The sequence below is a fragment of the Shewanella intestini genome, from assembly GCF_018221465.1.
GTDB classification, from domain to species: Bacteria; Pseudomonadota; Gammaproteobacteria; order Enterobacterales; family Shewanellaceae; genus Shewanella; species Shewanella intestini.
In genome coordinates this window covers 174,409-199,776 of the sequence record NZ_JAAIKR010000005.1, presented here as the reverse complement: position 1 = coordinate 199,776, position 25,368 = coordinate 174,409, and the positions used below count along the sequence as shown (strand labels likewise).

Here is a 25,368-nt window from a genome sequence, read left to right as displayed (position 1 = left end):
GACATATCGGGTTCGAACCGATGACCTATACCTTGGCAAGGTATCGCTCTACCAACTGAGCTAATGTCGCAATTCATTTACTTAAGCGTGCTGCTTGAGTGAAATGAATTTTACTGATTTGAATAAATCTGTCAATCAACAAAGTAATAAAAATCACGAAAACCATTCTGTTCGATGGTTATCTATTCGATATGTTTTATTAATAATCAAATTGATATGGTATTAGAAAGCCCCTTTTGTCTTTAAGACCAAAGAGGCTTTTATATCGCTTATTTTAATCAGCGTAGTCATGTAATGTCACTGAAGAAAAAAGATTTTACTCCGGCATTAATAGCGTCGTTAACCCCAGCATTTTTTGCATAACGCCCACGACCTGACAGCTATAACCAAACTCATTATCATACCATACATATAAAATGGCACGGTTACCTTCTGCAATGGTGGCTTGTGAATCAACTACACCAGCATATCGAGAACCAACTAAATCGCTTGATACAATTTCAGTCGACTCTGTAAAATCGATTTGATTTTGTAGTTTAGACTGTAGTGCCATAAATTTAAGGTAATCATTAACTTCATCACGATTAGTTTCGTTATGTAAGTTAAGGCTGATAATGGCCATGGATACATTCGGTGTTGGTACGCGTATAGCGTTACCTGTTAGCTTACCTTCTAACACAGGGTATGCTTTAGCCACTGCTTTAGCGGCACCTGTTTCAGTGATGACCATATTCAATGGTGCACTGCGACCGCGACGATCAGCTTTATGGTAGTTGTCGATCAAGTTTTGATCGTTAGTATATGAATGAATAGTCTCAACGTGACCATTTTCAATACCAAATTTATCATTAATCGCTTTTAGAACTGGCGTAATGGCATTGGTAGTACAGCTTGCAGCAGAAACAATATTATCCGTGTCTAGAATGTCATTTTCATTAACACCATAAACCACGTTTTTAATCTCACCTTTTGCTGGTGCGGTTAATAGTACTTTGCTGGCCCCTTTACTCTTAAGGTGTAAACCAAGACCCGCTTCATCTTTCCAGATACCGGTGTTATCAACGACTAAAGCATCGTTAATACCGTATTTGGTATAATCAACTTCATCGGGTGAATTGGCGTAAATAATTTGGATAAACGTACCATTAGCAATAAGCGCATTGTTCTGTTCATCAACAGCAATCGAACCATTAAAGGGTCCGTGAACAGAATCTCTGCGAAGTAAACTTGCACGTTTTTCTAAATCACCTTTTTTACCACCACGCAGCACAATCGCTCTTAGGCAAAGTTTGTTACTTTTACCGGTACGCTCAATCATTAAACGGGCTAACAAACGGCCGATACGACCAAAACCGTATAAAACAACATCACGAGCTGGCGTGTCATCACCAAAGTTGATCGCTTGATCAAGCTCTTTGGTCATATACACTTGAACTTGTGAGGCATCTGAATGGGTTTTCCAGTAATTTACCGCTAATTTACCAATATCAACTTTACATTGCTTAACTGCAAGCTTGCTAAGTGCTTCAACAAATGGGTAACTCTCACGCAGACGCAGTTTTTCACCGACATGGCGTCGTACAAGACGATGCGCTTTAATGACATCAATAGTTGATGCATTAAGTAACGGCTTGCCATATACCGTGACTTCAACACCTTGGTTGCGGTATAGCTTACCAAGCAATGGTTGCATTGCTTCAGCCATTTCAAATCGTTCTTGCCAGCTTTGTAAATGTTTATCTGCGCTCATGTAGGGATCCTTTATCTCACTTTTCTGCATTAATTGAAGAAAGGTTTGAGTAACAAAAAGAAAAGACCAATAATGTTTTTATTGCTGAGGGTAGCCCCCCGCTAGGTCGGCGACATTGTAATGAAAATAGGCCTATTACGCTAGTAAGAAATATTTTGTAAACTTGTAATTTAATTAGAAAAAAACTAGGTAAGAAGCGCAATTGAACAAAAAATTTGTAATAATTACATCAATTGGAATGATGGGGTTAATTTTCGGACTATTTGGTTGTGAAAAACCGCAAAATAGCGATTATATTTGTAAAAATAATCCTGAACTTTGTGCCGATTTGCACAAAGATAGTTGGTGTCGATTCGAAAAAGGCGATTTAATTCGTCATCGTTATCATTTATTAAGCGTTGAAAAGCCACATGGAAAAGATCTCTATCTACTTTTACGTTACCTAGAGAAATACAGTCAGTGCATGGAAATGGCCTCCGGGGTTAAGCATGTTATGAATACCCATCGCACAGAAGACAGAGAACGGGCCTATGCTATTAGTACTCAAACTTTGGCGCAGCTGCAAGAATATACTAAAAATGATACAGATGTGTATTTAGCCTATTACCGCTGGACACGCTTTAATGATGATGCTTCTAGAGAAATTGTCTTGGCTGCCTATCGCAACAATCAAATAACCGAACCAGAACAGTTAGCGTCTCTAGCGACTTATTATGTTCGTTACTCGCCAAATGATGCGAAGAAGCTATACCTGAAACTCTTTTCATTGGATGACCCGGAAAATTTTGATACCAATTGGTTATTAGGATTAGCGTCAATATTTCACCAACAACAGCAATTACAATGGGCTTATTTACTCACTAAAACCAATTTGTTAATGACTGATAATAAAGCAGATGATCACCAGTTAATGGGCCTTGTTAATGGAAATAAACAAACAGCTGAAACGTTAAACACCAAAGCAAAAATGCTAGCTTCTTTATTACAATCTGGTCATTTCTCACAATCTGAACTCGCAACACAATTAAAAAACATTTAATAAAACATCGTATACATTTACAGCTATTATTGACGTTTCAATATTATTAAAATTGATTTATGTAAAAAAAATACGAATTAATTGCCCAAATGTCGCCAAAATACGCTTTTTTGCTTGACCATGACGTACAATTTGGTAATTTTACTACTAGGCGTTGGATGAGCCACCAAATTATTTTCAATTATGAGGGATATGCGATGACTATCCGTGTTGCAATTAACGGTTATGGCCGTATCGGTAGAAATGTATTACGTGCACTTTATGAAAGTGAAAAAGATTACCCAATTGAAATCGTTGCATTAAACGATTTAGGTGATGCATCGATTAATGCACATTTAACTAAATATGATTCAGTTCATGGGCGCTTTAACGCTAAAGTAGAAAATGACGATGAAGCAATTTATGTCAATGGCGATAAGATTTTAACCTTCCAAGAACGTGACCCTTCTAAATTACCTTGGGCAGAATTAAATGTGGATGTGGTATACGAATGTACTGGTATATTCACATCAAAAGAAGCTGTTCAACCACATTTAGCCGCTGGTGCTAAAAAAGTGATCATCTCAGCTCCTGGTAAAAATGTTGATGCCACTGTTGTTTATGGCGTAAATAATGATGTTATCACTTCAGATATGACAGTGATTTCAAATGCATCATGTACCACAAACTGTTTAGCACCATTTGCAAAGCCGTTAAATGATGCAATTGGGATTGAATCAGGTCTTATGACCACTATTCATGCTTATACTAATGATCAACGCTTATCAGATGTTTACCATACTGACTTACGTCGTGCTCGTGCTGCAGCAATGTCAATGATCCCAACTAAAACAGGTGCAGCTGCTGCAGTAGGACTTGTTGTTCCTGAATTACAGGGTAAGTTTGACGGTTTAGCGGTTCGTGTTCCTACGGTAAACGTATCGTTAGTTGATTTAACGTTTGTAGCCGGTCGTGATACTAGCATTGAAGAAATTAACCAAATTGTTTCTGATGCTGCAAAAGTCGCTCCATTAAATGAAGCATTGGCAATTAATGTAGAACCTCTTGTTTCAATCGACTTTAATCACAACGCCTACTCTTCAAATTTTGATGCGACACAAACACGTGTAAATGGTCGTTTAGTTAAAGTGATGGCTTGGTATGATAACGAATGGGGTTTCAGTAACCGCATGTTAGATAATACAGTTGCGTTAATGACAGCTAAATAAATGCATTGTTATTAGTGCCAATAAAAACCTCGCTTTTGCGAGGTTTTTTATTTTTTCCATATCACCCTTTTTTTAGAGTAAATAAAGCCACCTTATTAAGGTGGCTTTATTGTTGGTGTCACAAACCACTAGGTTAAATCTATAAACTCGTGATTGGTGTGAAAATATTTTTGCTAAACCTAAACCTAAACCTAAACCTAAACCTAAACCTAAACCTAAACCTAAACCTAAACCTAAACCTAAACCTAAACCTAAACCTAAACCTAAACCTAACGAATAGTTTATGCATTACCTTTAACTTTCATATTTAAGTCTTTGGCAAAATCTAACATACGGGTTAACGGTTTTAAAGCCGCTAATCTCAGCTGTTCATTAACAAAGACTTCATGGTTTTGCTTATCTCGTGCTGTCAGTGAAGTATAAATAGCTTGCAAACCATTCATTGCCATCCAAGGGCAGTGTGCACAACTACGACATGTAGCACCATTGCCGCCAGTGGGGGCTTCAATTAATGTCTTGCCCGGTGCAGCTTGTTGCATTTTATAAAAAATGCCTTTGTCTGTAGCCACAATAAAGGTGTCATTATCCATTGATTGCGCAGCTTTTATCAGCTGACTAGTTGAGCCTACGGCATCTGCAATAGCGACCACATTAGCAGGAGATTCAGGATGTACAAGAATGGCTGCGTTAGGATTTTGTTGTTTTAATTCTTTTAACGCCTTTGCCTTAAATTCATCATGAACAATACAATCCCCCTGCCACATGAGCATTTCAGCGCCAGTTTGTTTTGCTATATAAGATCCTAAATGACGATCAGGTCCCCATATAATTTTTTTACCTTGTGAATCTAAATGTTCAACAATTTCTAGAGCGATGCTTGATGTAACAACCCAATCGGCACGGGCTTTCACTGCTGCTGAAGTATTGGCATAAACAACAACGGTATGGTCAGGGTGTGCATCGCAAAATTCACTAAATTGCTCAATCGGGCAGCCAAGGTCTAATGAACAGGTTGCATCCAATGTTGGCATGTAAACAGTTTTCTCTGGACTAAGAATTTTAGCGGTTTCACCCATAAATTTCACGCCGGCGACAATGAGTTTATCAGCGGGATGATCACGGCCAAAACGTGCCATTTCTAATGAGTCTGAAACACAGCCTCCTGTTTCTTCAGCTAATGCTTGAATTTCAGGGTCGGTATAATAATGAGCAACAAGTACAGCATTTTGTTCTTTTAATAATTGCTTTATCCGCGCTTTATAATAAGATTTTTCATCGTCAGATAATATGGCCGGTTTTGCAGGGAAAGGATAATTGATTACGTCAATTTTAGGTGCCGACAGACTCATAAGGCTTCCTGATTAAGATAAAAATTGGCTAAATTATACGTAAAGCTTACAAAAAACAAAAGGACGCATCTGCGTCCTTTTATAAATTGTTTTAGGTTACTTAGCGCATTGCCATCAGCATTTCTTGTGGCTGTTCTAAATAGTGTTTCCACAAGTTGCAAAAACGAGCAATAGTGCCACCATCAATCACGCGATGATCGCCTGACCAGCTGACTTGCATAATTTTTCGAGCTTCGACTTCACCTTTATCGTTAAACCTTGGTAACACTTGCAGTTTGCCTAAAGCCACAATCGCCACTTCAGGTTTATTGATAATTGGCGTTGCCACTGTGCCACCTAAGGCGCCAATGTTAGAGATGGTAATGGTGCCTGCTTTGAGATCAGCAGGTTTTACTCGGCCACTTCTTGCATCATTAGTTAAACGTGTAATGTCAGCAGCAATATCTAAAATAGATTTGTTTTGGACATCTTTAACATTTGGTACTAATAAACCTACTTTAGAGTCCACTGCCATGCCAATATTATGGCTGGCTTTGTAAGTAAGCTCAGTGCAATCGGCATTAACTTGGGTGTTCAAAATAGGATATTCATTAATCGCTAATGACATCGCCTTCATAAAGAATGGCATCATGGTGAGTTTTACTTCATCGGTAGAATAACGTGCTTTCATATCCGCACGCAGTGCTACCAGCTGCGTTAAATCAAACTCTTCGCAATAAGTAAAATGTGGAATGGTCGATACAGACTCAACCATCATTTTAGCCATTACTGCTTTAACACCTTTAATTGACTCAATACGATCTACAGCATCAATCATCGTCGCATGTGGTGCAATAGCTGACGTTGGATTGACCGTAGCGTTGTCTTTAACATGTTGCTGATGATTACCTTGTTGATGGCGGGTAATGTCTTCTTTATAAACACGGCCAGCTTTACCTGAACCTTTTACATCAGCAATGTTTATATCAAGGCTTCGGGCTAAACGCCTCACTGCTGGGCTTGCTAGCGCTTTTCCTTGGGCAACTGTTTCTGTCGAGACCGGTTCAATTTGTGGAGCTGAAACTGAAGTTTTTTCTACAACCGTGGTGGTGACTTCTGCCTGTACTTCAATGGCAAACAAAGGTGCATGAACTTTCGCGAGTTGCCCTTTTCGATAATAATGTTTGACCAGTTTACCGGCTTTTATCGCAGGGATTTGAACCAGAGCTTTATCGGTCATCACATCAGCAATAGGTTGGTCTTCTTCAACCATTTCGCCTTCATTGACTAACCATTCAACTAATTCGCATTCTACAATGCCTTCGCCAATATCCGGCAACAAGAAATCTTCAGTGACGTTATTGATTTGGGAAATGGTTTCAGTAACGCCTTGGCTAGTATTAGCTTGTTCATCTGCGACAACACCGCCAGAGCTTTGCGATACATCAACTGCGTAAAGCGGTTGATGCACTATCGCAATGTCACCTTTAGCGTAATAAAGTTTAGTAATCACACCTGCATGTGGTGCTGGAATTTGTACTAAGGCTTTATCCGTCATCACGTCAGCAATCGGTTGATCTTCTTCAACGACATCCCCTTCACTGACTAACCAATCGACTAATTCACATTCAACAACACCTTCACCAATGTCTGGCAAAATAAAATCTTTAATCATTGCCAACTCCTAGAAAGTTACAGTTGCTTTAATTGCTTCATACGTTTTGTGCTCATCTGGCATATATTCTTTCTCGTGGATCAGTGGATACGGCGTATCTAAACCACATACACGATTAATAGGTGATTCAAGGTATAAGAAACATTCTTGTTGAATAGTCGCTGCAATTTCACCAGCAAAGCCACCTGTTAACGGTGCTTCATGGTTTATCAATAAACGTCCAGTTTTCTTAACTGATGCCGCAACGGTATCAACATCCCACGGTGCCAAGGAGCGTAAATCAATAATTTCGCACGAAATACCGTCAGCTTCAGCTGTTTTACACGCTTTCTCGACAATTTCCATTTGTGCGCCCCAAGCTAAAACGGTGATATCGGTTCCTTGCTTTACCACTTCAGCTTTACCAAGTTCAATCTCGTAATCGCCTTCTGGCACTTCACCCACTGATGCGCGATATAGACGCTTAGGCTCAAAGAAAATAACTGGGTTTGGGTCGCGAATTGCTGCAAGCAACAAGCCTTTAGCTTGTTCAGGATTGCGTGGCACAACCACTTTCACCCCAGGCGTTTGTGTGAAATACGCTTCAGGCGATTGAGAGTGATAATGACCCCCTGCAATACCGCCACCATAAGGGGTGCGATAAGTTAAGCCGCCAACATCAAATAAATTGCCGCTACGATAACGAAATTTGGCTGACTCATTAACGATTTGGTCAAATGCTGGAAAGATATAATCGGCAAATTGAATTTCAGCGACAGCAGTCATTCCATTTGATGCAAGGCCATTGGCAAAACCAGCAATACCTTGTTCTGTTAATGGTGTATTGAAGCAGCGGTCACGACCAAACTTTTCTTGTAAACCTGAAGTTGCACGGAAAACTCCGCCAAAATGGCCCACATCTTCACCAAACACGACCATCCGTTGGTTTTTTTCCATCTCAATGGATAACGCCTCATTAATGGCGTGTAACATATTCATTTGAGCCACGGTTATAGTCTCCCTGCACTTTTCGGATAAGCATTTGGGTATTTATTAATATGCTCTTTAAGTTCTTTTAGTTGTTTTTTTAATATCGGTGTTGGCTTATCAAATACATCTTCAATAATGCCATCGATATGTGGTGCGGGGAGCTTCTCAGCCACTTTAACGGCAGATAACACTTCTTCACGGTATTTTTCATGAAGTTGTGCATCTGTTGCTTCGTCCATCCAACCTTTATTAATCATCCAAAGTTTAAAGCGCTTAACAGGATCGTGTTGCTGCCACTTTTCTTCTTCTTCTTTTGAGCGATACCCTGATGGATCGTCTGATGATGAATGCGCACCTAGGCGGTATGACATTGCTTCTATTAATACTGGCGCATTATGCTCAAGCGCATATGCACGAGCTTGTTGGGTTGCAGCTAACACTGCCAACATATCATTACCGTCAACTCTGATGGTATGCATGCCGTAACCCACCCCACGACTGGCAATACCATTACCAGCGTATTGTTCTTCAGTTGGCGTTGAAATGGCATAACCATTATTACGACAAAAGAAAATAGTCGGTGATTTTAAAACTGCTGCCATGTTTAAACCGGCGTGAAAGTCACCTTCTGAGGCCGCGCCTTCACCAAAGTAACATATGGCGACATTGCGTTTTCCTTGCAGTTTTAAGCCATAAGCCACACCGGTTGCTTGAGGTATTTGAGTCGCTAAAGGCGATGAAATTGTTTGGTAATTTAATTCTTTACTGCCGTAATGGATTGGCATTTGTCGGCCTTTGCCGAAATCTTTTTCATTACTGAACATTTGATTCATAAATTGTTCAGTTGTAAAACCTCTGTAGCGTAAAGAAGCGTGTTCGCGATATTGCGCTAAAATCACATCACCGTCATCTAATGCTGCTGTACTACCAATAATAGAAGCTTCTTCACCAGTACAAGTCATGTAAAAACTGATACGACCTTGTCTTTGTGCGCCGAGCATTCTTTCATCAAGCACTCGGGTAAATACACATGTATCGTGAATTTTTTCGGCTAAGGCTTGATCGATATTGGGTAAGATAGCCTGTTCATAAGTCGTGCCATCAGCTTGCAAGATACGCAAGATAGGAATGTGCAATGACGCTTTATCTAAGAAGCTGACACGATGCACTGTGTCATTATTCATGGTTGCGTTGCTCATAGAATGCTCTTGTTTTTTGGGTAAGTAATTACCTGATTTATAATATGCGGACAAACATTACGTTAACGTAAACTACCTAGCAATAGTAGCTGAGTTTCGATTCGTATTTAAGTCTAATAATGTATGTATAATTTTTTTTACGATTGCCTTATTTTACGTGACATCTTCATTGGGCGCAGGAATTAAACATAATACTGTGCGTTGACCGACAGGAACATTGGCATTTGGAAATACAATGGCTTCTATATCATGTTCTATACGTATTTGTTGACCGCCTTCAGTGGCTAAAAGCTCTCCTTGAGTAAACTGAGTAAAATTTTCTGTGGAATGCGAGAAATTAAATTCGAAATCATCATGATGTTTATTAATAGAACGGGCGACTTTATATAAATTAAAGTGGGTAGGATCAAACGGGATTTGAGGTAAATTAGTCTCAGACAAGAGTGTTGTTAGCGTTGTTTGGGTTGCCGCAAACTTTTGCATATCATTTTCACCAAATGGCATCACCTTACCCAGTTCAACGGTAAACGCATCTGCATTGAATTTATTTGATGAGTAATAACTAAATGTCGTGGTTGGCTCATGGTGGTACAAAATGGTATTCACACCACATAGCCCTAATAACACTATTTGTTCAGCGCTATAACTGCGGCCTGGTCGATATGGGTAAATTGCAAATTTTTCATGCTTAGACGGTTTTATCGCTGTGTGCAGGTCATAATGAATACGCTGTTTATTATCGTTCTTTGCAAAAAAAAGAGCCACATGAGCTTCTAACGCTTTTGCACGATGCCTTTCTTTATTTGTTAATCCTTGACCTTTTGAATGTGCACCACTAAATAAGCGATTCAAATTTTCATCGATAAAGCGTGATTTGTTTAATATGGCTTCTGGGTTACCGATAATAAACATCACTCGCTGCTTTAATTCGATTTTAAGCGATAAAATATCATCAATTAATTGATTGCAGATCTCAATAGGCGCAGTTTCATTTCCATGAATAGCGCATGAAAGAATGATGTCTTTTGTATAATTTAGTGGGGTAAAACTTATCACGCCGTTATCTAACACATCGACCGCTATGCCATTAGGTAAATCGAAAGTTTGTGGTGGCTGTATTTGTTTTGTTTGGCTTAAGGTATAAGCCAAAAAGTCATTGTTTGGTATTGTTTGTGCTAACACTCTTATTCTCCTTGAAGGTGTTTTTTGACGCGCAAATTCTATCATAGCCATTAACAACTTGGGTTATTGACCTATAATTTTGTCTAATTTACTTGATTTTAATGATAAGATTGATTAGCTTTAGCCATCTAAACTTCTAAGTATCTATCCATCTAAAAGGTTTTGTATGGCAGTAGCGACATTTGGTGCAGGTTGTTTTTGGGGCGTTGAATATTTCTTTCGCGAGGTTAACGGTGTCACCAACGCGACTTGTGGCTATATGGGCGGTAGGGATGGCGAAGCGACTTACGAGCAAGTTAAACAAGGAAGTACCGGCCATGCAGAAGTCGTGAGAGTTGAATTTGACCCAGCAATTGTTAGTTTTGAAACATTGCTTGATATTTTTTGGTCAAACCATAATCCGACCACACTTAATCAACAAGGCGATGATATTGGCGAACAATATCGAAGCACCATTTTTTACTGCAACGTAGAACAACAACAGCAAGCAAATGAGAGCAAAAATAATTTAATCGCCAGTAATAAATGGCAAGGTAAGCCTATCGTTACCCAAATTGTTGCCGCGCAGACATTCTATCGTGCTGAAGAATACCATCAGCAGTATTTAGCTAAAAACAACTTACCGAGCTGCCATATCAGCTTTTAATGATATGTCCAAACAACGTTTGGTGACGATGACATTCGTCACCCAGGTTTGATTACAGTATCTAACGAATGGCAATCACTTTAAGCTCCCCCCCCTATTGTGCTGACATATGTTTACAAAATAGATTAGCTTAATCTGAAAACTCCATCGTTCTTTACTTTACCCTGTCTATTAAATTCCATACAATCCATCAAAATATGCTATTTGCATCAATTGGAGAGAATAATAATGTCTGAATCTCGTCACATTAATCTGCTAATTTTAGGTTCTGGCCCAGCAGGTTATACGGCGGCTGTATATGCTGCACGCGCAAATTTGAATCCAGTAATGATTACCGGGATGCAACAAGGTGGTCAATTAACTACCACGACCGAAGTTGAAAACTGGCCAGGTGATGCTGAAGGTTTAACTGGTCCTGGATTAATGGAACGTATGCAAAAGCATGCTGAGCGATTTGAGACTGAAATTCTTTTTGAACACATCAATGAAGTCACCCTCACTGAACGCCCATTTAAATTGAAAGGTGATAATGGCGAATACACATGTGATGCATTGATCATTGCAACAGGTGCATCGGCTAAATACCTAGGGTTACCTTCTGAAGAAGCATTTATGGGACGCGGCGTATCAGCTTGCGCGACTTGTGATGGTTTCTTTTATCGCAACCAAAAAGTTGCTGTAATTGGTGGCGGTAATACTGCTGTTGAGGAAGCGCTTTATTTAAGTAACATTGCATCTGAAGTGCATCTAATTCATCGTCGTGACAGTTTTCGCTCTGAAAAGATTTTAATTAAGCGCCTGATGGATAAAGTAGAAAATGGCAATATCATCTTACATTTAGATCAAACTCTTGATGAAGTGGTTGGCGATAATATGGGTGTAACGGGTCTGAATATGAAAAGTACCAAAGATGGCAGTGTGACCGAATTAGACGTCGCGGGTGTATTTGTAGCAATTGGTCACTCCCCTAACACAACTATTTTTGATGGACAGTTAGCAATGAATAACGGCTACATTAAAGTGAATAGTGGCCTTGAGGGTAATGCAACTCAAGCAAGCATCGAGGGCGTTTATGCTTGTGGTGATGTGATGGACCAACATTATCGCCAAGCAATTACCTCTGCAGGTACAGGCTGCATGGCCGCACTTGATGCTGAAAGATATTTAGACGATCAATAGACGTTATTGTCTACTTAATGGTAATACGGCACGATTAAAATCTAAGTTGATATAACCGCGTTTATCGATATATTAGCCAGCGACAACGAGAAGCCAATCATTTGATTGGCTTTTTTATTACTTTTGAATAAACCACCACGTTGATCTGATTATCTTCAACATCCACCGTCTCTTTAACTAAGCACATACCTAATCGTTTCATAACCGCTATTGAGCCAGTATTTTCTGGTACTGCAATTGCGCTAACTTCGTTAACCAGCAAGTTTCGCTCCGCAACAATATCAATAACATTCGCTGCCATTGCAGTGGCGATACCCTTACCCCATGCAATGCGTTTAAATCGCCAACCAATTTCAATATTAGTAAAATTTGGAGAATCAGTAAAAAAGCCCATCGGTCTAATTAAAATCCATCCTAAAAATTGATCATGTAAGTTTACTTGATTTAATGGGTGTTTATTTGCTGTAATCCCCCATAATCCCCAACCTTTTTCTGGATTTAAATACTGACGGTAACGCGGAATAAAACGCTGAAAAATATCTTCTACTGATGAAGGTTGTCCTCCATTAATGTAACGCATAACGAGAGGGTCACTGTCGAGTTCCAACATGAATGAGGTATCATTTAGGCTCATTAATTCGATTTTAAACTGCCGGGGGACATTCATTAATATATCCTAAATACAGTAGGTTAAATTTTAACCTATCATATTAATTGTACAAATAAAGTATTAAGACGAATTTTTTACATAAAAAAAGGAACCCGAAGGTTCCCTTTTTAAACTCGTAAACTAATTACTTAGCTAACGCGTCTTTTGCTTTTTCAACTAAAGTTGCAAATACAACTTTGTCGAATACAGCGATGTCTGCCAAAATCTTACGATCGATTTCGATAGACGCCTTTTTCAGACCGTTAATGAAACGGCTGTAAGACAGACCATTTTGACGAGAAGCCGCATTGATACGTGCAATCCAAAGTTGACGGAATTGACGTTTCTTTTGACGACGGTCACGGTAAGCATATTGACCAGCTTTAGTTACTGCTTGAACAGCAACACGGTAAGTACGGCTACGAGCGCCATAATAACCTTTAGCTAATTTAAGTACTTTCTTGTGACGAGCACGAGCGGTTACACCACGCTTAACTCTAGGCATTGTTCTTTACTCCTTTAATTAAGCGTATGGAAGTTGACGTGCGATTGCTGGCACATCAGACTTTGCAACTAAACATTTAGCACGTAAGTGACGTTTACGCTTAGTGCTCTTCTTGGTCAAGATGTGACGTAAGTGTGCTTGTTTACGCTTGAAACCATTAGCGGTTTTTCTGAAGCGTTTTTGAACACCCTTGTCTGTTTTCATTTTAGGCATTTGCTAAAACTCCGCATTGGGACATTAATAAAACGTAAGGCGAGCAAAGACCTCAAAGAGGCTTTGCTACTTTTAATGGGTTGCCCTACTATTTCTTTTTAGGTGCTAACACCATAATTGCTTGTCGGCCTTCCATTTTCGGGAAAGATTCAACAACCGCATATTCTTCCAAATCTGCTTTGATACGGTTCAAAAGAGCCATACCTAAGCTTTGGTGTGCCATTTCGCGACCACGGAAACGCAGCGTGATTTTCGCTTTGTCACCATCTTCTAGAAAACGAATCAGGTTGCGTAGTTTTACCTGATAGTCGTTTTCGTCAGTGCCAGGGCGGAACTTAATTTCCTTAACCTGGACCTGTTTCTGCTTCTTCTTTTGTTCCTTCAAAGCTTTTGCTTTATCAAATAGGAACTTACCGTAGTCCATTATGCGACAGACTGGAGGCTCAGCATTCGGGCTAATTTCTACTAAATCAACACCAGCTTCATCAGCTAAATTTTGAGCTTCTCTTATACTAACAATACCAATGGCTTCACCATCTAAACCTGAAAGACGTACTTCAGGTACATCGGTGATTTCTTCATTGATTCGATTAGGGGCTTGCTGTCGCCCTGCTGCTCTCTTGATCTTTATGACCTATTCCTCCAACAATTTGAGACTACGGAGCGAAATTTGTTGACGTATCTTGGTAGCGAAGTCTTCTAACTTCATTTTACCTAAATCGACACCATCACGTGTACGCACCGCGATTTCCTTATTTTCCATTTCTTGATCACCAACGACCAATAAATAAGGCACACGTCTTAGAGTGTGTTCGCGTATTTTAAAGCCTATTTTCTCATTCCTCAAGTCAAAAGATGCACGAATGCCTTGTTCTTTGAAGAAATTAACAACTTCGTCAACATATTCTGACTGTTTATCGGTAATATTCATAACAACAACTTGTTGTGGTGCTAACCAAGTTGGGAATTTACCCGCATATTCTTCAATCAAAATACCGATGAAGCGTTCAAGAGAACCTAAAATTGCACGGTGGATCATAACAGGTATATGACGTTCGCCATCTTCCCCAATATAACTTGCACCTAAACGACCCGGCATTGAGAAATCAAGTTGAATCGTTCCGCATTGCCATTCACGACCTAAACAGTCATGTAAGGTAAATTCAATTTTAGGACCATAGAAAGCACCTTCACCTTCTTGTATCGCATATTTCAAACCATTTGCTTGAAGCGCATCAGCCAATGCTTGTTCAGATTTATCCCAAACCTCATCACTTCCAACGCGTTGTTCTGGACGAGTTGATAATTTAATTTCAATATCTTCAAAACCAAATGTTTTATAGGTATCAAATACCATCTCAATACATGCACTAACTTCTTGCTGGATTTGCTCTTCGGTACAAAATACATGAGCATCATCTTGCGTAAATGAACGCACACGCATTAAACCATGCAAAGAACCTGATGGCTCGTTACGGTGAACCAAACCAAACTCAGCCATACGGTAAGGCAAGTCACGATATGATTTAAGACCCTGATTGAAAATCTGTAAATGACCAGGGCAGTTCATTGGTTTCACTGCATAGGTACGCTTCTCAGACTCGGTTGAGAAAATCATATCGCCATATTTATCCCAATGGCCTGATTTTTCCCACATACCGACATCAAGAATAAGTGGGGCACGAACCTCTTCGTAACGGTACTTATCAAGTTGGCCACGCATGAAGGATTCAAGATCTTTAAATAGGCTCCAACCATTTGCATGCCAAAACACCATTCCAGGTGCTTCTTGCTGCCAATGGAACAAATCTAATTCTTTACCAATTTTACGATGGTCACGTTTAGCCGCTTCTTCTAAACGGTTAAGGTGAGCTTTAAGTTGTTTTTTATCTGCCCATGCTGTGCCGTAAATACGTTGCAGCATTTTATTGTCAGAATTACCGCGCCAGTAGGCACCAGCAACATTCATCAGTTTAAAGTTCTGACAGAATTTCATGTTTGGTACATGCGGTCCACGACACATATCAGTGTATTCTTCGTGGTGATATAACGCTGGCGTTGAATCCGTGCTGATATTTTCATCAAGAATTTGAATTTTATATTCTTCTCCACGCGCTTCAAAAACATCGCGAGCTTCTTGCCAGGACACAACTTGCTTATCAACTGCATAATTGGTTTTAGCGAGTTGAGTCATGCGCTTTTCAAGTGCATCAATATCTTCTTGGGTCAATTTATGATCTAAGTCGATATCATAATAAAAGCCGTTATCAATTACAGGGCCAATCGCCATTTTTGTTTGTGGCCAAAGTTGCTTAATAGCATGACCCAATAAATGTGCACATGAATGACGAAGGATTTCTACACCCTCTTCATCTTTTGCCGTAATAATTGACAGGTCTGAATCAGTAGAAATGATATCGCAAGCATCTTTTAATTCACCGTTAACACGGCCAGCAATACAAGCTTTGGCTAAACCAGGGCCGATATCAGATGCAACATCAAGAGTAGAAACAGGGTTGGCAAACTCGCGCTTGCTGCCGTCCGGCAAGGTAATAATAGGCATGAAATTTCCTTATCCAGTGGTGACCCACACGAAGAGCCACTTGGTATATGAGTTAATCCAAAAATGGAATTGTCTTCAACAAAGTTAAAACATTACTAGAGTTAAAATCATTTAATGAAGATAGGTTATTTTACGGGAAACAAAGACTGACTAGCAAGCTACAACGTACATAAAAACAGTTTGCAGCAATAAATGAGTAAATTAATAGCTAAGTAAGCAGCTTAATGAAGCTTTGGTGGTAGTTCTAAATGAGTTTAAGGTCAGAAAAAATAATGATGACGTTTTAAAACACCGACAGTTTAGCGGGTCGCCTCTTCATGCCATGGTTGCTATGTTACACACTAAAATCTTTAGTATCGATTAGATGGTGATCAGTTATAACCAGCATAAGATAAATTAAGTATGGATGCTGTATATAGCTGAATAACTGAGGATTAACTCAAATTACAGCTTAAGAATGCAATTTAAGTTCAATTAAGATAACCATTTTACCTTTAAAAATGAGACAAATAAAATTCACTCGCAGTAGCAATGCGATAACACTATTTCCAAATGGCATACCATTGAATAAATCATGCCATTGGGTGATCTCATTCCTAATAAAAACCACTATATTTAAATCAAGATTTATTGATTAATGAATAAAGGAGTTTGTGATGAATTTACTCAATAAAGTGATCAGCTGTCCCCATTGTGGGCATCATCAACACATTAATATTGATACCAGTCTAGGCGATCAAGAATATTACGATGATTGTAGAGTATGTTGTAATCCAATTCATATGCGAACTCATATAGATGAAGCCCGCAATACAGTTGAATTACATATTGATTCAGATGATGAACAAGTCTATTAGTCAGCTTGTTTTGATAAATCTAGTGTTTGAGCCTGTTGTTTAGCCATAATTTTTGCAACAGTATCGACTATCACTTGCGTTTGGCTATCAATTTCAATATTCACATGACCATTAACTTTGAGGTCAGATAAGTTAGTAATGTGCAAAGTTTCAGGAATCAAATGTAACCAAAAGCTGTCTTTAGTGACTTCTCCGACAGTTAAACTGCAGCCGTTGATCCCAATAAAACCTTTATAGAAAATATAATCCATCCATTTTTTCTCAACACCTAAGTGAATATTGTAATGCTGATCGGTGTGACTAATTTCAATAACATTCGCTTGTGTATGTATGTGCCCAGATAAAATATGTCCACCAATTTCAGTGCCATATTTCAACGAACGTTCGATGTTAACCCAGTCTCCAGCAACGAGATCACCTAAGTTACTTACCGTTAAAGTTTCTTCCATCACATCAAAAAGAACGATATTATCGCGCATCTGTGTCACGGTTAAACAAACACCATTGTTTGCAACACTGGCACCAACGACTAGGCCTTCAGTTAACTCAGGCGTTAGTGCAACTTCAAATGTTTTTAAGCCTGCTTTAGTTTCAATGTTAATCACTTTACATGTGGCTTGAACAATACCAGTAAACATAGTTTTTCTCTTTTATAAGGTTTTAAATGAATAACGCAGGCTACCAAGCCAAAAAACTCACTCAGCTGGCCCTTCCGGTTCTTGTTGCACAAGTCACCCAAACCATGATGGGGTTTATCGACACTGTGATGGCAGGCCGAGTAAGCGCTGTAGATATGGCCGCGGTGGCAGTTGGTACAAGTTTATGGCTACCTGCTATCTTATTTATCCAAGGCATTTTACTGGTTTTTACCCCAGTATTTAGTGAACACCATGGCGCAAATAAAATGTCAGCCATTCCTCCTCTCATGTTTCAAGCAGCATATATAGCAATTATCGGCGCAATTGCAGTGATGTTGTTTTTAGCCAGCTCAAGTTTCATTTTAAACTTTATGGTTCTTGAACCCCAGCTATATTTGCTGACAACAGGTTATGTGCACTATTTACTTTGGGGAGCACCTGCCTTTTTATTATATCAAGTCTTAAGAGGTTGTAGTGAAGGCATATCACATACTATGCCGCCAATGATTATTGGCTTTGTTGGTTTAGCAGTGAATATTCCAGCTAATTATATTTTTATATACGGTAAATTTGGCATGCCAGCATTAGGTGGTGCGGGTTGCGGTATCGCGACGGCATTGGTTTTTTGGGCAATGTTTATTTCGATGTTCATTTACATGTTTATTGATAAAACATTTAAGCAATTACAACCTTTTAAACGAATATTTAAGCCAAAGTTAATCAAAATGTGGCGCATGACTAAATTAGGTTTACCGGTAGCTTTAGCACTATTTTTTGAAGTGAGCTTATTTGCCGTTATCGCGTTATTTATTGCACCATTAGGCTCTGAAGTGGTTGCATCGCATCAAATTGCGATGAATTTCTCATCCATTGTGTTCATGCTACCTTTATCTATTGGTATTGCAGTTTCTATTAGGGTTGGATATTACTTAGGAAAAGAACAGCCGGAAACTTCAGCGTTAGTTGCCAAAGTGGGGTTAATTATCGCACTTTTATTAGCATTAGTTACCGCGGTGATCACGGTACTATTTAGGCATGAAATCGCCCTCCTTTATAATGACAATCAAGATGTCATTAATCTAGCTGGAAGTTTGATGCTATTAGCGGGTTTATATCAAATATCCGATAGTATACAAGTGGTCACCTCTGGGGCGCTAAGGGGTTATAAAGACACTAAAAGTGCATTTTATATCTCGCTTTTTTCTTACTGGTTTATTGGCATGAGTTTAGGCTATACGCTTGCATACACAGATTGGTTAACAGCACCTATGGGGGCGCATGGTTTTTGGATTGGCTTAATTGCTGGTTTAACAACTGCAGCAATTTTGTTCGCAGGTAGGCTTATTTACATCCAAAACAACTTGTCTCGTTATGAGTTAATTGAATAAGTGCTTATTGTTAATGCAAATTGTGCATCTATTGCGCGCTTGGTAAAAAATTCTATATTTTTGCTTGCATGGATACTATAAGCCACTTAATATAGCCACCGCTTTGAAGGGAAACGTAGTTATACAATACAACCGTAGCTCAGTTGGTTAGAGCACTACCTTGACATGGTAGGGGTCGGTGGTTCGAATCCACTCGGTTGTACCAATCCTTTAAAGCGCATACCCATATATACAACCGTAGCTCAGTTGGTTAGAGCACTACCTTGACATGGTAGGGGTCGGTGGTTCGAATCCACTCGGTTGTACCAATTTTTAAATAATATTAAAAATTGTAGCCAGCGAAAGCTGGTTTTTTTGTATCTATCACTTACCTTCCCTATTACGTTTTCATTGTTGCCTGGGTAATCCCCCTGAAATTTCGGCTAGCAATTACCTTGTAATTAAGACAATTGCCATGTACAAAAAAACCGAACATTTTCATGTTCGGTTTATGTCTGATTTATTTAACAGAATCACTGTAGCTTATTGATTTGAAATCATTGAGCAAGTTGTTAAGCGAGTCCCTATGCTTGCTTTAACGCTGTATCAATCATGACTTGCGCCTCTTTAATCAATGTTTGTAGGTGCGCTTCACTCTTCATGCTTTCTGCATAGAGTTTAAATAAAGGTTCAGTGCCTGATGGCCGTGCTGCAAACCAGCCGTGTTCAGTAGTAACTTTAATACCGCCAATCGCTGCATTGTTACCCGGAGCATGAGAAAGAACAGCCGTGATTAAATCGCCAGCAAGGTATTGATTGGTAAAACTTTGTTGGTTTAACTGGGCAAACTTTTGTTTCTTCCTGGCATTGATTGGACTGTCGATCCGCTGATAAAAACATTGCCCAAATTGAGCTTCAAGTGCTTGGTATCTTTTCGCGGGTGTATCACCTGTTTTAGCAATTATCTCCGCCGCTAACAACGCTAAAATAAAACCATCTTTGTCGGTGCACCATGTTGAGGCATCTTGTTTTAAAAATGCCGCGCCAGCGCTCTCTTCGCCGCCAAAAGCTAATGTACTTTGCGCCAATCCATCAACAAACCATTTAAAACCAACCGGCACTTCAACGCACTGACGTTGGTGCTTTTGGCAAACTTTATCAATCATGGCACTAGAAACTAGCGTTTTACCTATACCGATATTTTGAGGCCAATGCGGGCGGTTTTCACATAAATAATCAATTGCAACAGCTAGAAAATGATTTGGGTTCATCAAGCCAGTTTGCTGGCATACAATGCCGTGGCGATCGTAATCAGGATCATTTGCAAGGCAAATATCAAATTTGTCCTTATGGGCTAACAAGCCTTGCATAGCATAAGGCGATGAACAGTCCATACGAATCTTGCCGTCTTTATCTAACGTCATAAAGCTAAAAGTCGGATCAACATTATTATTTACTAAGGTAATGTTTAACCCGTACTTCTTGGCAATAACTTTCCAATAATGAATACCGCTGCCACCAAGTGGGTCAACGCCAATTTTTAAATTAGCTTTAGCAATCGACTCAAAATCAATAACCTGTGCTAGTGCATCAACATAGGGCTCGATAAAATCGACTTCGTTGATCCAATGTGATGTTAGCGCAAGGCTTGCATTGACCTTTTTAACACCTTGTAACTGTGCTCTTAGATAATTATTGGCGCTTTGCTGAATTTGCTCAGTAATGTGGGCTTCTGCAGGACCGCCATGTGGCGCATTATATTTTATGCCGCCATCTTGCGGAGGATTATGCGACGGAGTAATAATTAAACCATCCGTTAAATTGGCTGGTGAAACTTGGTTCGACGATATAATCGCTTGTGAAACAACCGGTGTTGGCGTATAGCCTTCATTGACTTGAACAAGTACTTGAACCTGATTGGCACATAACACTTCTAACACCGACAAATAAGCGGCATAAGATAAGGCATGTGTGTCAAAACCAACAATTATTGGCCCAGTAATATTGTTTGCATGGCGGTAATCAACAACAGCTTGGGTTATTGCCCAAATGTGGTTTTGATTAAAACTAGCATTAAGCGCACTTCCACGATGGCCTGAAGTACCAAATGACACTGATTGAGCAGCAATCTCAGCACTAGGAATATTACGATAATACCAACTCATCAACTTGGGAATGTTAGTTAAGTCTTGTTGGGTTGCCAATGTTCCCGCGCGTTTATGCAATGCCACAATCTTACTCCTGGTTAAATAAATTCAACAATTGAACCGGCAATGGTTTCATCACAACCTAATTGCAGTAAAACTTCTTTTAAAATATTTTGTTTTTTTGCAGTGTTATTGTTAGTGGTAACCCAAAACTGCACATTTTCAATTTGTTTCGGGTTAGCTGTTTTGCTGGCATCTAATAACTCTTGTTTAGAGCGTGCAAAGTACAAACGCCCTTTTCCTTGCACTTGCAGAACTTGCTCAAAATTATTGCCGGCAAATTCAGCTAAGTTTTGTAATAACAACATAAAACGGCCAACAGCGCCTTTTTGCTGTTCAAGCATATGTTGATTAACAATAGACTCAAATTTACCATTAAGGCCAGTAGAAAGTGCATTCGATGCTGTCGGTGTTTCTATTATAGACTCCGCATTTTCATCGACGACATCGGCGGCAATATGTTTGGTACTAACTAATTTTTCTACTGCTTCTTTTGCCTTATTAAACAGGGCATTTTGAGCATCATCAGAAAGCGGTTTGGTTTCTAAACTTGGCTGACTAATGTGTACAGATGTGCCTTGCTCGATATCTTCAATTGACAACCCTAATAAGCGACGAAGGATATCTGAGGCACTTTCGCCAATGCGTTCTGTTTTACTGGCAATAAAGCGGTAAAGTTCTTCATCAATTTCAATGTATTTCATCTCAGTCATGTCCATTGGCCTTAGGGGTAAATAAGAAATCAGAAAATTTTGATCGCAACGATCTACAATTAGATTAGTTTAAGGAAACCATCAAAGTTTATAAAGTCTAAATTAAACGAATACCTCAAGCTTTTGAAATTAAATATCAATTTGGATATTTTTCATTCAATTAATGCTTAAGATAAGCGACAACCTTGATTCAAATTTCGCTTTAGATCACAATCTGAGCATCATTTCATCGCGTAGAAAAACATGAACCACGTAACGCATGGCCAAGGTGAGCCTGTAATACTTATTCACGGACTGTTTGGAAATATTGATAACCTTAAAAATTTAGCCAATTCGTTACAGGACTCCTTTCGTGTAACGCGAGTTGACCTTCCCAATCATGGTGAAAGTGAACACGTTTCACAGATGGATTATTTTTCCTTGGCAAAATCAATCATTACCCTTTGTGACAACCTCAATTTACAACATTTTTCTCTTGTAGGTCACTCTATGGGTGGTAAAGTCGCAATGGCTGTAGCCTTGCTTTACCCACAACGGGTAAATACGATCGTGATTGCTGACATCGCACCAGTCACTTACAAACCGCGCCATGATACCGTATTTCATGCATTAATGAGCCTAAAGCTTGATTCAACCACGACTCGTCAAACGGCATTAGCACACTTAGTTCAGCAGAATGTGGACAGCGCAACAGCACAATTTTTATTAAAGAACCTTCAAAGGCAAACGGCAGGCTTCACGTGGAAGATGAACTTAAATGGCTTATTTAATGCCTATCAACAACTTATTGATTGGCCATTTAAACTAATATCTAAAGGTGAGCAATGGAAACCGTATACTAACGCGTGCTTGATTATCCGCGGCGCTGATTCTGATTATGTCACTCATGAGCATCGGGATGAAATTATTGCTCAGTTTCCTCACATATCAGCGAAAACGCTCAATGGCACTGGACATTGGTTGCATGCGCAAAAGCCCGAAATATTTAACCGTTTAGTTAAAGAATTCTTACTAAAAAATTCACATCCTTAATTGACCTTTTTATTGATGATACATAGCAGAGCGCCATTCAATATGTTATATTCGCGCCTCTTTTTCTCCATATAACGGTTGAAGTAAGGTAAATAGATGTTGCATCAATATATGGAACAACTTGAAACTCTAGGTTTAAATTTGTTTTTTGCTGCTATCTTTTTCTTTATAGGCATGGCAATACGCGATGTGCTTAAACAAGGGAATGTACCTAAATTTGGCCGAAACATTGTATGGTTAGTATTATTTCTTGGATGTGCCGGTTTTATTGCTAAAGGTATCATTCAAATGACCTGGGAAACCTCAGGGATCGGTTAAAAGTGACATGGCAAAAGAAACAACAGACAGAACAACAATTGACCTTTTTGCCACAGAGAAACGCAGAGGAAGACCGAGAAGCAATCCTCTTTCACGTGATCAGCAATTAAAGATCAATAAAAGAAATCAAATTCAGCGTGACCGCGCTAACGGTTTAAAGCGAATAGAGTTAAAGGTGTCACAAGATTTATACGATGCCTTGAACCAACAAGCTTTGGCCAGTAACATCAGTCGAAGCCAGTTAATCGAGTGTATTTTACAGCAGCAAATCGACAACTGATTCGTTTTACAGACTCGCTTTGAGCGAAATAGAAATTTAAAGGATAGACAATGGCAACTGTAGGTCTTTTTTTCGGTAGCGACACTGGTAACACCGAAGCCGTCGCCAAAATGATCCAGAAAAAACTGGGTAAATCGATGGTAGATGTAAAAGACATCGCCAAAAGTACTAAAGAACAAATTGCAGAGTTCGACATGCTGCTTTTTGGTATCCCGACATGGTACTACGGTGAAGCACAATGTGACTGGGATGATTTCTTCCCTGATCTAGAGCAAATTGATTTTACTGATAAATTAATTGGTATTTTTGGTTGTGGAGACCAAGAAGACTATGCTGAGTATTTCCTTGATGCCATGGGCATGGTAGGTGATATTGTTGAAGCTAAAGGTGGCATCATCATTGGCCACTGGCCAACTGAAGGTTATGAATTTGAAGCTTCAAAAGCCCTTGTTGATGACAAACATTTCATCGGTTTAGGTATCGATGAAGACCGTCAACCCGAATTAACCGAAGAGCGTGTTGACGCATGGGTTAAACAAGTTTACGAAGAAATGTGCTTGGCTGAACTTGAAGGTTAGTCAAACAGCATATTTATAAAGAATTAAAAGCGGCTTAGGCCGCTTTTTTTTGTTACAACAAATTCTTGGGTAGTTATGAATACACAGCGACACCTGAAACCACACTGGGATATTTTCTGTGTAGTGGTGGACAATTATGGTGACATTGGGGTGACATGGCGTTTAGCAAAGCAGCTGGTTGATGAGCATCAAATATCAGTGGTTTTGTGGGTAGATGATCTACATAGCTTTGGGCATATTTTACCCTCACTGAATCCAAATTTGCCGGTACAATATTTTAATGGCATTAAAATAATTCATTGGAATAATACCAATATAATTGCGTTTGAACCTGGTCAGGTACTTATTGAAGCTTTTGCTTGTGAATTACCTTCAACAGTTATTAATTCACTAATTACCCTTAAAGATAAACAGTTGTCTCAACCTATATGGCTTAATTTAGAATATTTATCAGCAGAAACATGGGTCGATGGTTGCCACGGCTTACCTTCTCTTCAGGCTAACGGCTTAAAGAAATGGTTTTACTTTCCTGGTTTCACTGACAATACCGGTGGTTTACTACGTGAGCAGCCTATTTCTAAGATGGTCACACAGTGGCAAACTGAAAACAAAAAGCAGCTGTTGTTTACCCAATTGGGTTTAACTAATATCGATGATGACGATATTGTCATTAGTGTGTTTAGTTACGAAACCCCTGCCCTTGAAAGCTTGCTTAATCACTTTGCGCAAAACGACACAAAGGTTCATTTTCTTGTACCTAAAGGGCGCAGTTTATTTACCTTATTGCCACTTTTAGATTGTGCATTTGATCTAAAGTTGAGCCAAGTACAACCTGGAAGTCAATATCATTATCAAAACGCCATTGTGCATGTACTGCCCATGACCGATCAGCAAGGTTATGACCAACTGCTTTGGAGTTGTGATATCAATATTGTGCGCGGTGAAGACTCTTTTTTGCGTGCTCAATGGGCCGGGAAACCTTTCATTTGGCATATTTATCCTCAAGAAGATGACTATCATTTTGAAAAACTTAATGCATTTTTGGATAAATATTGTCAACAATGGCCACCAGCATTAGCTGTAAGTTATCGAAACTTGGTTACTGCATTTAATGAAGGTGAACGTGAAAAATGCACTCAACGACTGCATGAGTTAGATTTGCAGCAACAATCATTGCAAGATTTGGCTCAAAATTGGGCACAATCCGCAATAAATGAAACAGATCTAACTTCACGACTAGTCCAATTCATCAAAAGTCGTTAATATACGGCAC

At 39.3% G+C, this 25,368-nt stretch carries 25 protein-coding genes and 2 tRNA genes; 13 read left to right on the top strand and 14 right to left on the bottom strand.

Annotated features, from left to right (window positions below; translation table 11 throughout):
- Positions 1 to 316: 316 nt before the first annotated feature.
- Entirely contained in the window at positions 317 to 1,750 is a 1,434-nt protein-coding gene (locus G3R48_RS07985; protein WP_153663535.1) for a glyceraldehyde-3-phosphate dehydrogenase, read from the bottom strand.
- Between the two features lie 202 nt (positions 1,751 to 1,952).
- On the opposite strand from G3R48_RS07985, the gene G3R48_RS07980 reads away from it, so the two are divergent.
- Together G3R48_RS07980 and gap are read left to right on the top strand one after the other, a co-directional pair.
- Positions 1,953 to 2,789: a DUF2989 domain-containing protein gene (locus tag G3R48_RS07980; protein ID WP_153663537.1), complete on the top strand. Its 837-nt coding sequence runs from the start codon at positions 1,953 to 1,955 to the stop codon at positions 2,787 to 2,789.
- A 197-nt stretch (positions 2,790 to 2,986) separates the two neighbouring features.
- Positions 2,987 to 3,997, top strand: a complete 1,011-nt coding sequence (gap, locus tag G3R48_RS07975) for a type I glyceraldehyde-3-phosphate dehydrogenase (protein WP_153663539.1) — start codon at positions 2,987 to 2,989, stop codon at positions 3,995 to 3,997.
- A 281-nt stretch (positions 3,998 to 4,278) separates the two neighbouring features.
- On the opposite strand, the gene nadA is transcribed toward gap, so the two are convergent.
- The 5 genes from nadA to astE form a co-directional block, all read right to left on the bottom strand.
- The gene (gene nadA / locus G3R48_RS07970; RefSeq protein ID WP_153663541.1) at positions 4,279 to 5,346 is read right to left on the bottom strand and encodes a quinolinate synthase NadA; all 1,068 of its coding nucleotides are present in this window, start codon (positions 5,344 to 5,346) and stop codon (positions 4,279 to 4,281) included.
- A gap of 100 nt (positions 5,347 to 5,446) precedes the next feature.
- Entirely contained in the window at positions 5,447 to 7,000 is a 1,554-nt protein-coding gene (locus G3R48_RS07965; RefSeq protein ID WP_153663543.1) for a dihydrolipoyllysine-residue acetyltransferase, read from the bottom strand.
- Positions 7,001 to 7,009: 9 nt separating this feature from the next.
- On the bottom strand, positions 7,010 to 7,987 hold the full coding sequence (locus tag G3R48_RS07960; protein ID WP_212593265.1) for a transketolase C-terminal domain-containing protein: 978 nt from the start codon (positions 7,985 to 7,987) through the stop codon (positions 7,010 to 7,012).
- A gap of 2 nt (positions 7,988 to 7,989) precedes the next feature.
- On the bottom strand, positions 7,990 to 9,168 hold the full coding sequence (locus G3R48_RS07955) for a thiamine pyrophosphate-dependent dehydrogenase E1 component subunit alpha (protein ID WP_153663545.1): 1,179 nt from the start codon (positions 9,166 to 9,168) through the stop codon (positions 7,990 to 7,992).
- A gap of 153 nt (positions 9,169 to 9,321) precedes the next feature.
- Positions 9,322 to 10,350: a succinylglutamate desuccinylase gene (gene astE / locus G3R48_RS07950; RefSeq protein WP_212593264.1), complete on the bottom strand. Its 1,029-nt coding sequence runs from the start codon at positions 10,348 to 10,350 to the stop codon at positions 9,322 to 9,324.
- A 166-nt stretch (positions 10,351 to 10,516) separates the two neighbouring features.
- Here astE and msrA point away from each other — a divergent pair, with 166 nt between their 5' ends.
- The gene (gene msrA, locus G3R48_RS07945; protein ID WP_153663547.1) at positions 10,517 to 10,996 is read left to right on the top strand and encodes a peptide-methionine (S)-S-oxide reductase MsrA; all 480 of its coding nucleotides are present in this window, start codon (positions 10,517 to 10,519) and stop codon (positions 10,994 to 10,996) included.
- A gap of 228 nt (positions 10,997 to 11,224) precedes the next feature.
- A complete protein-coding gene (trxB, locus tag G3R48_RS07940) occupies positions 11,225 to 12,175 on the top strand; it encodes a thioredoxin-disulfide reductase (RefSeq protein ID WP_153663549.1) in 951 nt (316 codons plus the stop codon).
- A gap of 97 nt (positions 12,176 to 12,272) precedes the next feature.
- On the opposite strand, the gene G3R48_RS07935 is transcribed toward trxB, so the two are convergent.
- The 5 genes from G3R48_RS07935 to thrS all read right to left on the bottom strand — a co-directional run bounded on the left by G3R48_RS07935 (position 12,273) and on the right by thrS (position 16,105).
- A complete protein-coding gene (locus G3R48_RS07935) occupies positions 12,273 to 12,809 on the bottom strand; it encodes a GNAT family N-acetyltransferase (RefSeq protein WP_281414537.1) in 537 nt (178 codons plus the stop codon).
- Positions 12,810 to 12,969: 160 nt separating this feature from the next.
- On the bottom strand, positions 12,970 to 13,329 hold the full coding sequence (gene rplT, locus G3R48_RS07930; protein WP_012155496.1) for a 50S ribosomal protein L20: 360 nt from the start codon (positions 13,327 to 13,329) through the stop codon (positions 12,970 to 12,972).
- An 18-nt stretch (positions 13,330 to 13,347) separates the two neighbouring features.
- Positions 13,348 to 13,542, bottom strand: coding sequence for a 50S ribosomal protein L35 (gene rpmI / locus G3R48_RS07925; protein WP_055023949.1), 195 nt, complete (start codon positions 13,540 to 13,542; stop codon positions 13,348 to 13,350).
- 88 nt (positions 13,543 to 13,630) lie between these two features.
- Complete coding sequence (infC, locus tag G3R48_RS07920; protein ID WP_323741262.1) at positions 13,631 to 14,173, bottom strand: translation initiation factor IF-3; 543 nt, start codon at positions 14,171 to 14,173, stop codon at positions 13,631 to 13,633.
- 3 nt (positions 14,174 to 14,176) lie between these two features.
- The gene (thrS, locus tag G3R48_RS07915) at positions 14,177 to 16,105 is read right to left on the bottom strand and encodes a threonine--tRNA ligase (RefSeq protein WP_153663553.1); all 1,929 of its coding nucleotides are present in this window, start codon (positions 16,103 to 16,105) and stop codon (positions 14,177 to 14,179) included.
- Between the two features lie 656 nt (positions 16,106 to 16,761).
- Between thrS and G3R48_RS07910 the strand changes: the two genes are divergently transcribed.
- Positions 16,762 to 16,962 carry a CPXCG motif-containing cysteine-rich protein gene (locus G3R48_RS07910; RefSeq protein ID WP_153663555.1) on the top strand — a complete coding sequence of 67 codons (201 nt, stop codon included), beginning with the start codon at positions 16,762 to 16,764 and terminating at the stop codon, positions 16,960 to 16,962.
- Here the strand turns inward: G3R48_RS07910 and G3R48_RS07905 are convergent.
- Positions 16,959 to 17,600, bottom strand: a complete 642-nt coding sequence (locus tag G3R48_RS07905) for a riboflavin synthase subunit alpha (protein WP_153663557.1) — start codon at positions 17,598 to 17,600, stop codon at positions 16,959 to 16,961. The two genes, G3R48_RS07910 and G3R48_RS07905, sit on opposite strands and share 4 nt — an antisense overlap.
- Before the next feature lie 26 nt (positions 17,601 to 17,626).
- Here G3R48_RS07905 and G3R48_RS07900 point away from each other — a divergent pair, with 26 nt between their 5' ends.
- From G3R48_RS07900 to G3R48_RS07890, 3 genes are all read left to right on the top strand, one after another.
- On the top strand, positions 17,627 to 18,988 hold the full coding sequence (locus tag G3R48_RS07900) for an MATE family efflux transporter (RefSeq protein WP_153663559.1): 1,362 nt from the start codon (positions 17,627 to 17,629) through the stop codon (positions 18,986 to 18,988).
- A gap of 128 nt (positions 18,989 to 19,116) precedes the next feature.
- Positions 19,117 to 19,193, top strand: a tRNA-Val gene (locus G3R48_RS07895).
- 26 nt (positions 19,194 to 19,219) lie between these two features.
- A tRNA-Val gene (locus G3R48_RS07890) sits at positions 19,220 to 19,296 on the top strand.
- Positions 19,297 to 19,551: 255 nt separating this feature from the next.
- Here the strand turns inward: G3R48_RS07890 and pgm are convergent.
- Both pgm and seqA read right to left on the bottom strand, forming a co-directional pair.
- Positions 19,552 to 21,198, bottom strand: a complete 1,647-nt coding sequence (pgm, locus tag G3R48_RS07885) for a phosphoglucomutase (alpha-D-glucose-1,6-bisphosphate-dependent) (protein WP_212593263.1) — start codon at positions 21,196 to 21,198, stop codon at positions 19,552 to 19,554.
- Between the two features lie 14 nt (positions 21,199 to 21,212).
- Positions 21,213 to 21,878 carry a replication initiation negative regulator SeqA gene (gene seqA, locus G3R48_RS07880; RefSeq protein WP_153663914.1) on the bottom strand — a complete coding sequence of 222 codons (666 nt, stop codon included), beginning with the start codon at positions 21,876 to 21,878 and terminating at the stop codon, positions 21,213 to 21,215.
- Between the two features lie 252 nt (positions 21,879 to 22,130).
- Between seqA and G3R48_RS07875 the strand changes: the two genes are divergently transcribed.
- The 5 genes from G3R48_RS07875 (at position 22,131) to earP (ending at position 25,358) form a co-directional block, all read left to right on the top strand.
- Complete coding sequence (locus G3R48_RS07875; protein ID WP_153663561.1) at positions 22,131 to 22,919, top strand: alpha/beta fold hydrolase; 789 nt, start codon at positions 22,131 to 22,133, stop codon at positions 22,917 to 22,919.
- Between the two features lie 96 nt (positions 22,920 to 23,015).
- Entirely contained in the window at positions 23,016 to 23,237 is a 222-nt protein-coding gene (locus G3R48_RS07870) for a DUF2788 domain-containing protein (RefSeq protein ID WP_153663563.1), read from the top strand.
- A gap of 7 nt (positions 23,238 to 23,244) precedes the next feature.
- The gene (gene ybfE / locus G3R48_RS07865) at positions 23,245 to 23,517 is read left to right on the top strand and encodes a LexA regulated protein (RefSeq protein WP_153663565.1); all 273 of its coding nucleotides are present in this window, start codon (positions 23,245 to 23,247) and stop codon (positions 23,515 to 23,517) included.
- Between the two features lie 50 nt (positions 23,518 to 23,567).
- On the top strand, positions 23,568 to 24,095 hold the full coding sequence (fldA, locus tag G3R48_RS07860) for a flavodoxin FldA (protein WP_153663567.1): 528 nt from the start codon (positions 23,568 to 23,570) through the stop codon (positions 24,093 to 24,095).
- 75 nt (positions 24,096 to 24,170) lie between these two features.
- Entirely contained in the window at positions 24,171 to 25,358 is a 1,188-nt protein-coding gene (earP, locus tag G3R48_RS07855; RefSeq protein ID WP_153663569.1) for an elongation factor P maturation arginine rhamnosyltransferase EarP, read from the top strand.
- Positions 25,359 to 25,368: the final 10 nt, after the last annotated feature.

Excerpts from the sequence above, each read along its gene's own strand:
- msrA (WP_153663547.1), top strand. The coding sequence starts at position 10,517 with ATGGCAGTAGCGACATTTGGTGCAGGTTGTTTTTGGGGCGTTGAATAT.
- earP (WP_153663569.1), top strand. The coding sequence starts at position 24,171 with ATGAATACACAGCGACACCTGAAACCACACTGGGATATTTTCTGTGTA.
- trxB (WP_153663549.1), top strand. The coding sequence starts at position 11,225 with ATGTCTGAATCTCGTCACATTAATCTGCTAATTTTAGGTTCTGGCCCA.
- G3R48_RS07910 (WP_153663555.1), top strand. The coding sequence starts at position 16,762 with ATGAATTTACTCAATAAAGTGATCAGCTGTCCCCATTGTGGGCATCAT.
- rpmI (WP_055023949.1), bottom strand. The coding sequence starts at position 13,542 with ATGCCTAAAATGAAAACAGACAAGGGTGTTCAAAAACGCTTCAGAAAA.
- nadA (WP_153663541.1), bottom strand. The coding sequence starts at position 5,346 with ATGAGTCTGTCGGCACCTAAAATTGACGTAATCAATTATCCTTTCCCT.
- ybfE (WP_153663565.1), top strand. The coding sequence starts at position 23,245 with ATGGCAAAAGAAACAACAGACAGAACAACAATTGACCTTTTTGCCACA.
- G3R48_RS07870 (WP_153663563.1), top strand. The coding sequence starts at position 23,016 with ATGTTGCATCAATATATGGAACAACTTGAAACTCTAGGTTTAAATTTG.
- G3R48_RS07935 (WP_281414537.1), bottom strand. The coding sequence starts at position 12,809 with ATGAGCCTAAATGATACCTCATTCATGTTGGAACTCGACAGTGACCCT.
- G3R48_RS07985 (WP_153663535.1), bottom strand. The coding sequence starts at position 1,750 with ATGAGCGCAGATAAACATTTACAAAGCTGGCAAGAACGATTTGAAATG.
- rplT (WP_012155496.1), bottom strand. The coding sequence starts at position 13,329 with ATGCCTAGAGTTAAGCGTGGTGTAACCGCTCGTGCTCGTCACAAGAAA.
- fldA (WP_153663567.1), top strand. The coding sequence starts at position 23,568 with ATGGCAACTGTAGGTCTTTTTTTCGGTAGCGACACTGGTAACACCGAA.
- G3R48_RS07905 (WP_153663557.1), bottom strand. The coding sequence starts at position 17,600 with ATGTTTACTGGTATTGTTCAAGCCACATGTAAAGTGATTAACATTGAA.
- G3R48_RS07900 (WP_153663559.1), top strand. The coding sequence starts at position 17,627 with ATGAATAACGCAGGCTACCAAGCCAAAAAACTCACTCAGCTGGCCCTT.
- thrS (WP_153663553.1), bottom strand. The coding sequence starts at position 16,105 with ATGCCTATTATTACCTTGCCGGACGGCAGCAAGCGCGAGTTTGCCAAC.
- seqA (WP_153663914.1), bottom strand. The coding sequence starts at position 21,878 with ATGAAATACATTGAAATTGATGAAGAACTTTACCGCTTTATTGCCAGT.
- G3R48_RS07875 (WP_153663561.1), top strand. The coding sequence starts at position 22,131 with ATGAACCACGTAACGCATGGCCAAGGTGAGCCTGTAATACTTATTCAC.
- G3R48_RS07965 (WP_153663543.1), bottom strand. The coding sequence starts at position 7,000 with ATGATTAAAGATTTTATTTTGCCAGACATTGGTGAAGGTGTTGTTGAA.
- G3R48_RS07955 (WP_153663545.1), bottom strand. The coding sequence starts at position 9,168 with ATGAGCAACGCAACCATGAATAATGACACAGTGCATCGTGTCAGCTTC.
- gap (WP_153663539.1), top strand. The coding sequence starts at position 2,987 with ATGACTATCCGTGTTGCAATTAACGGTTATGGCCGTATCGGTAGAAAT.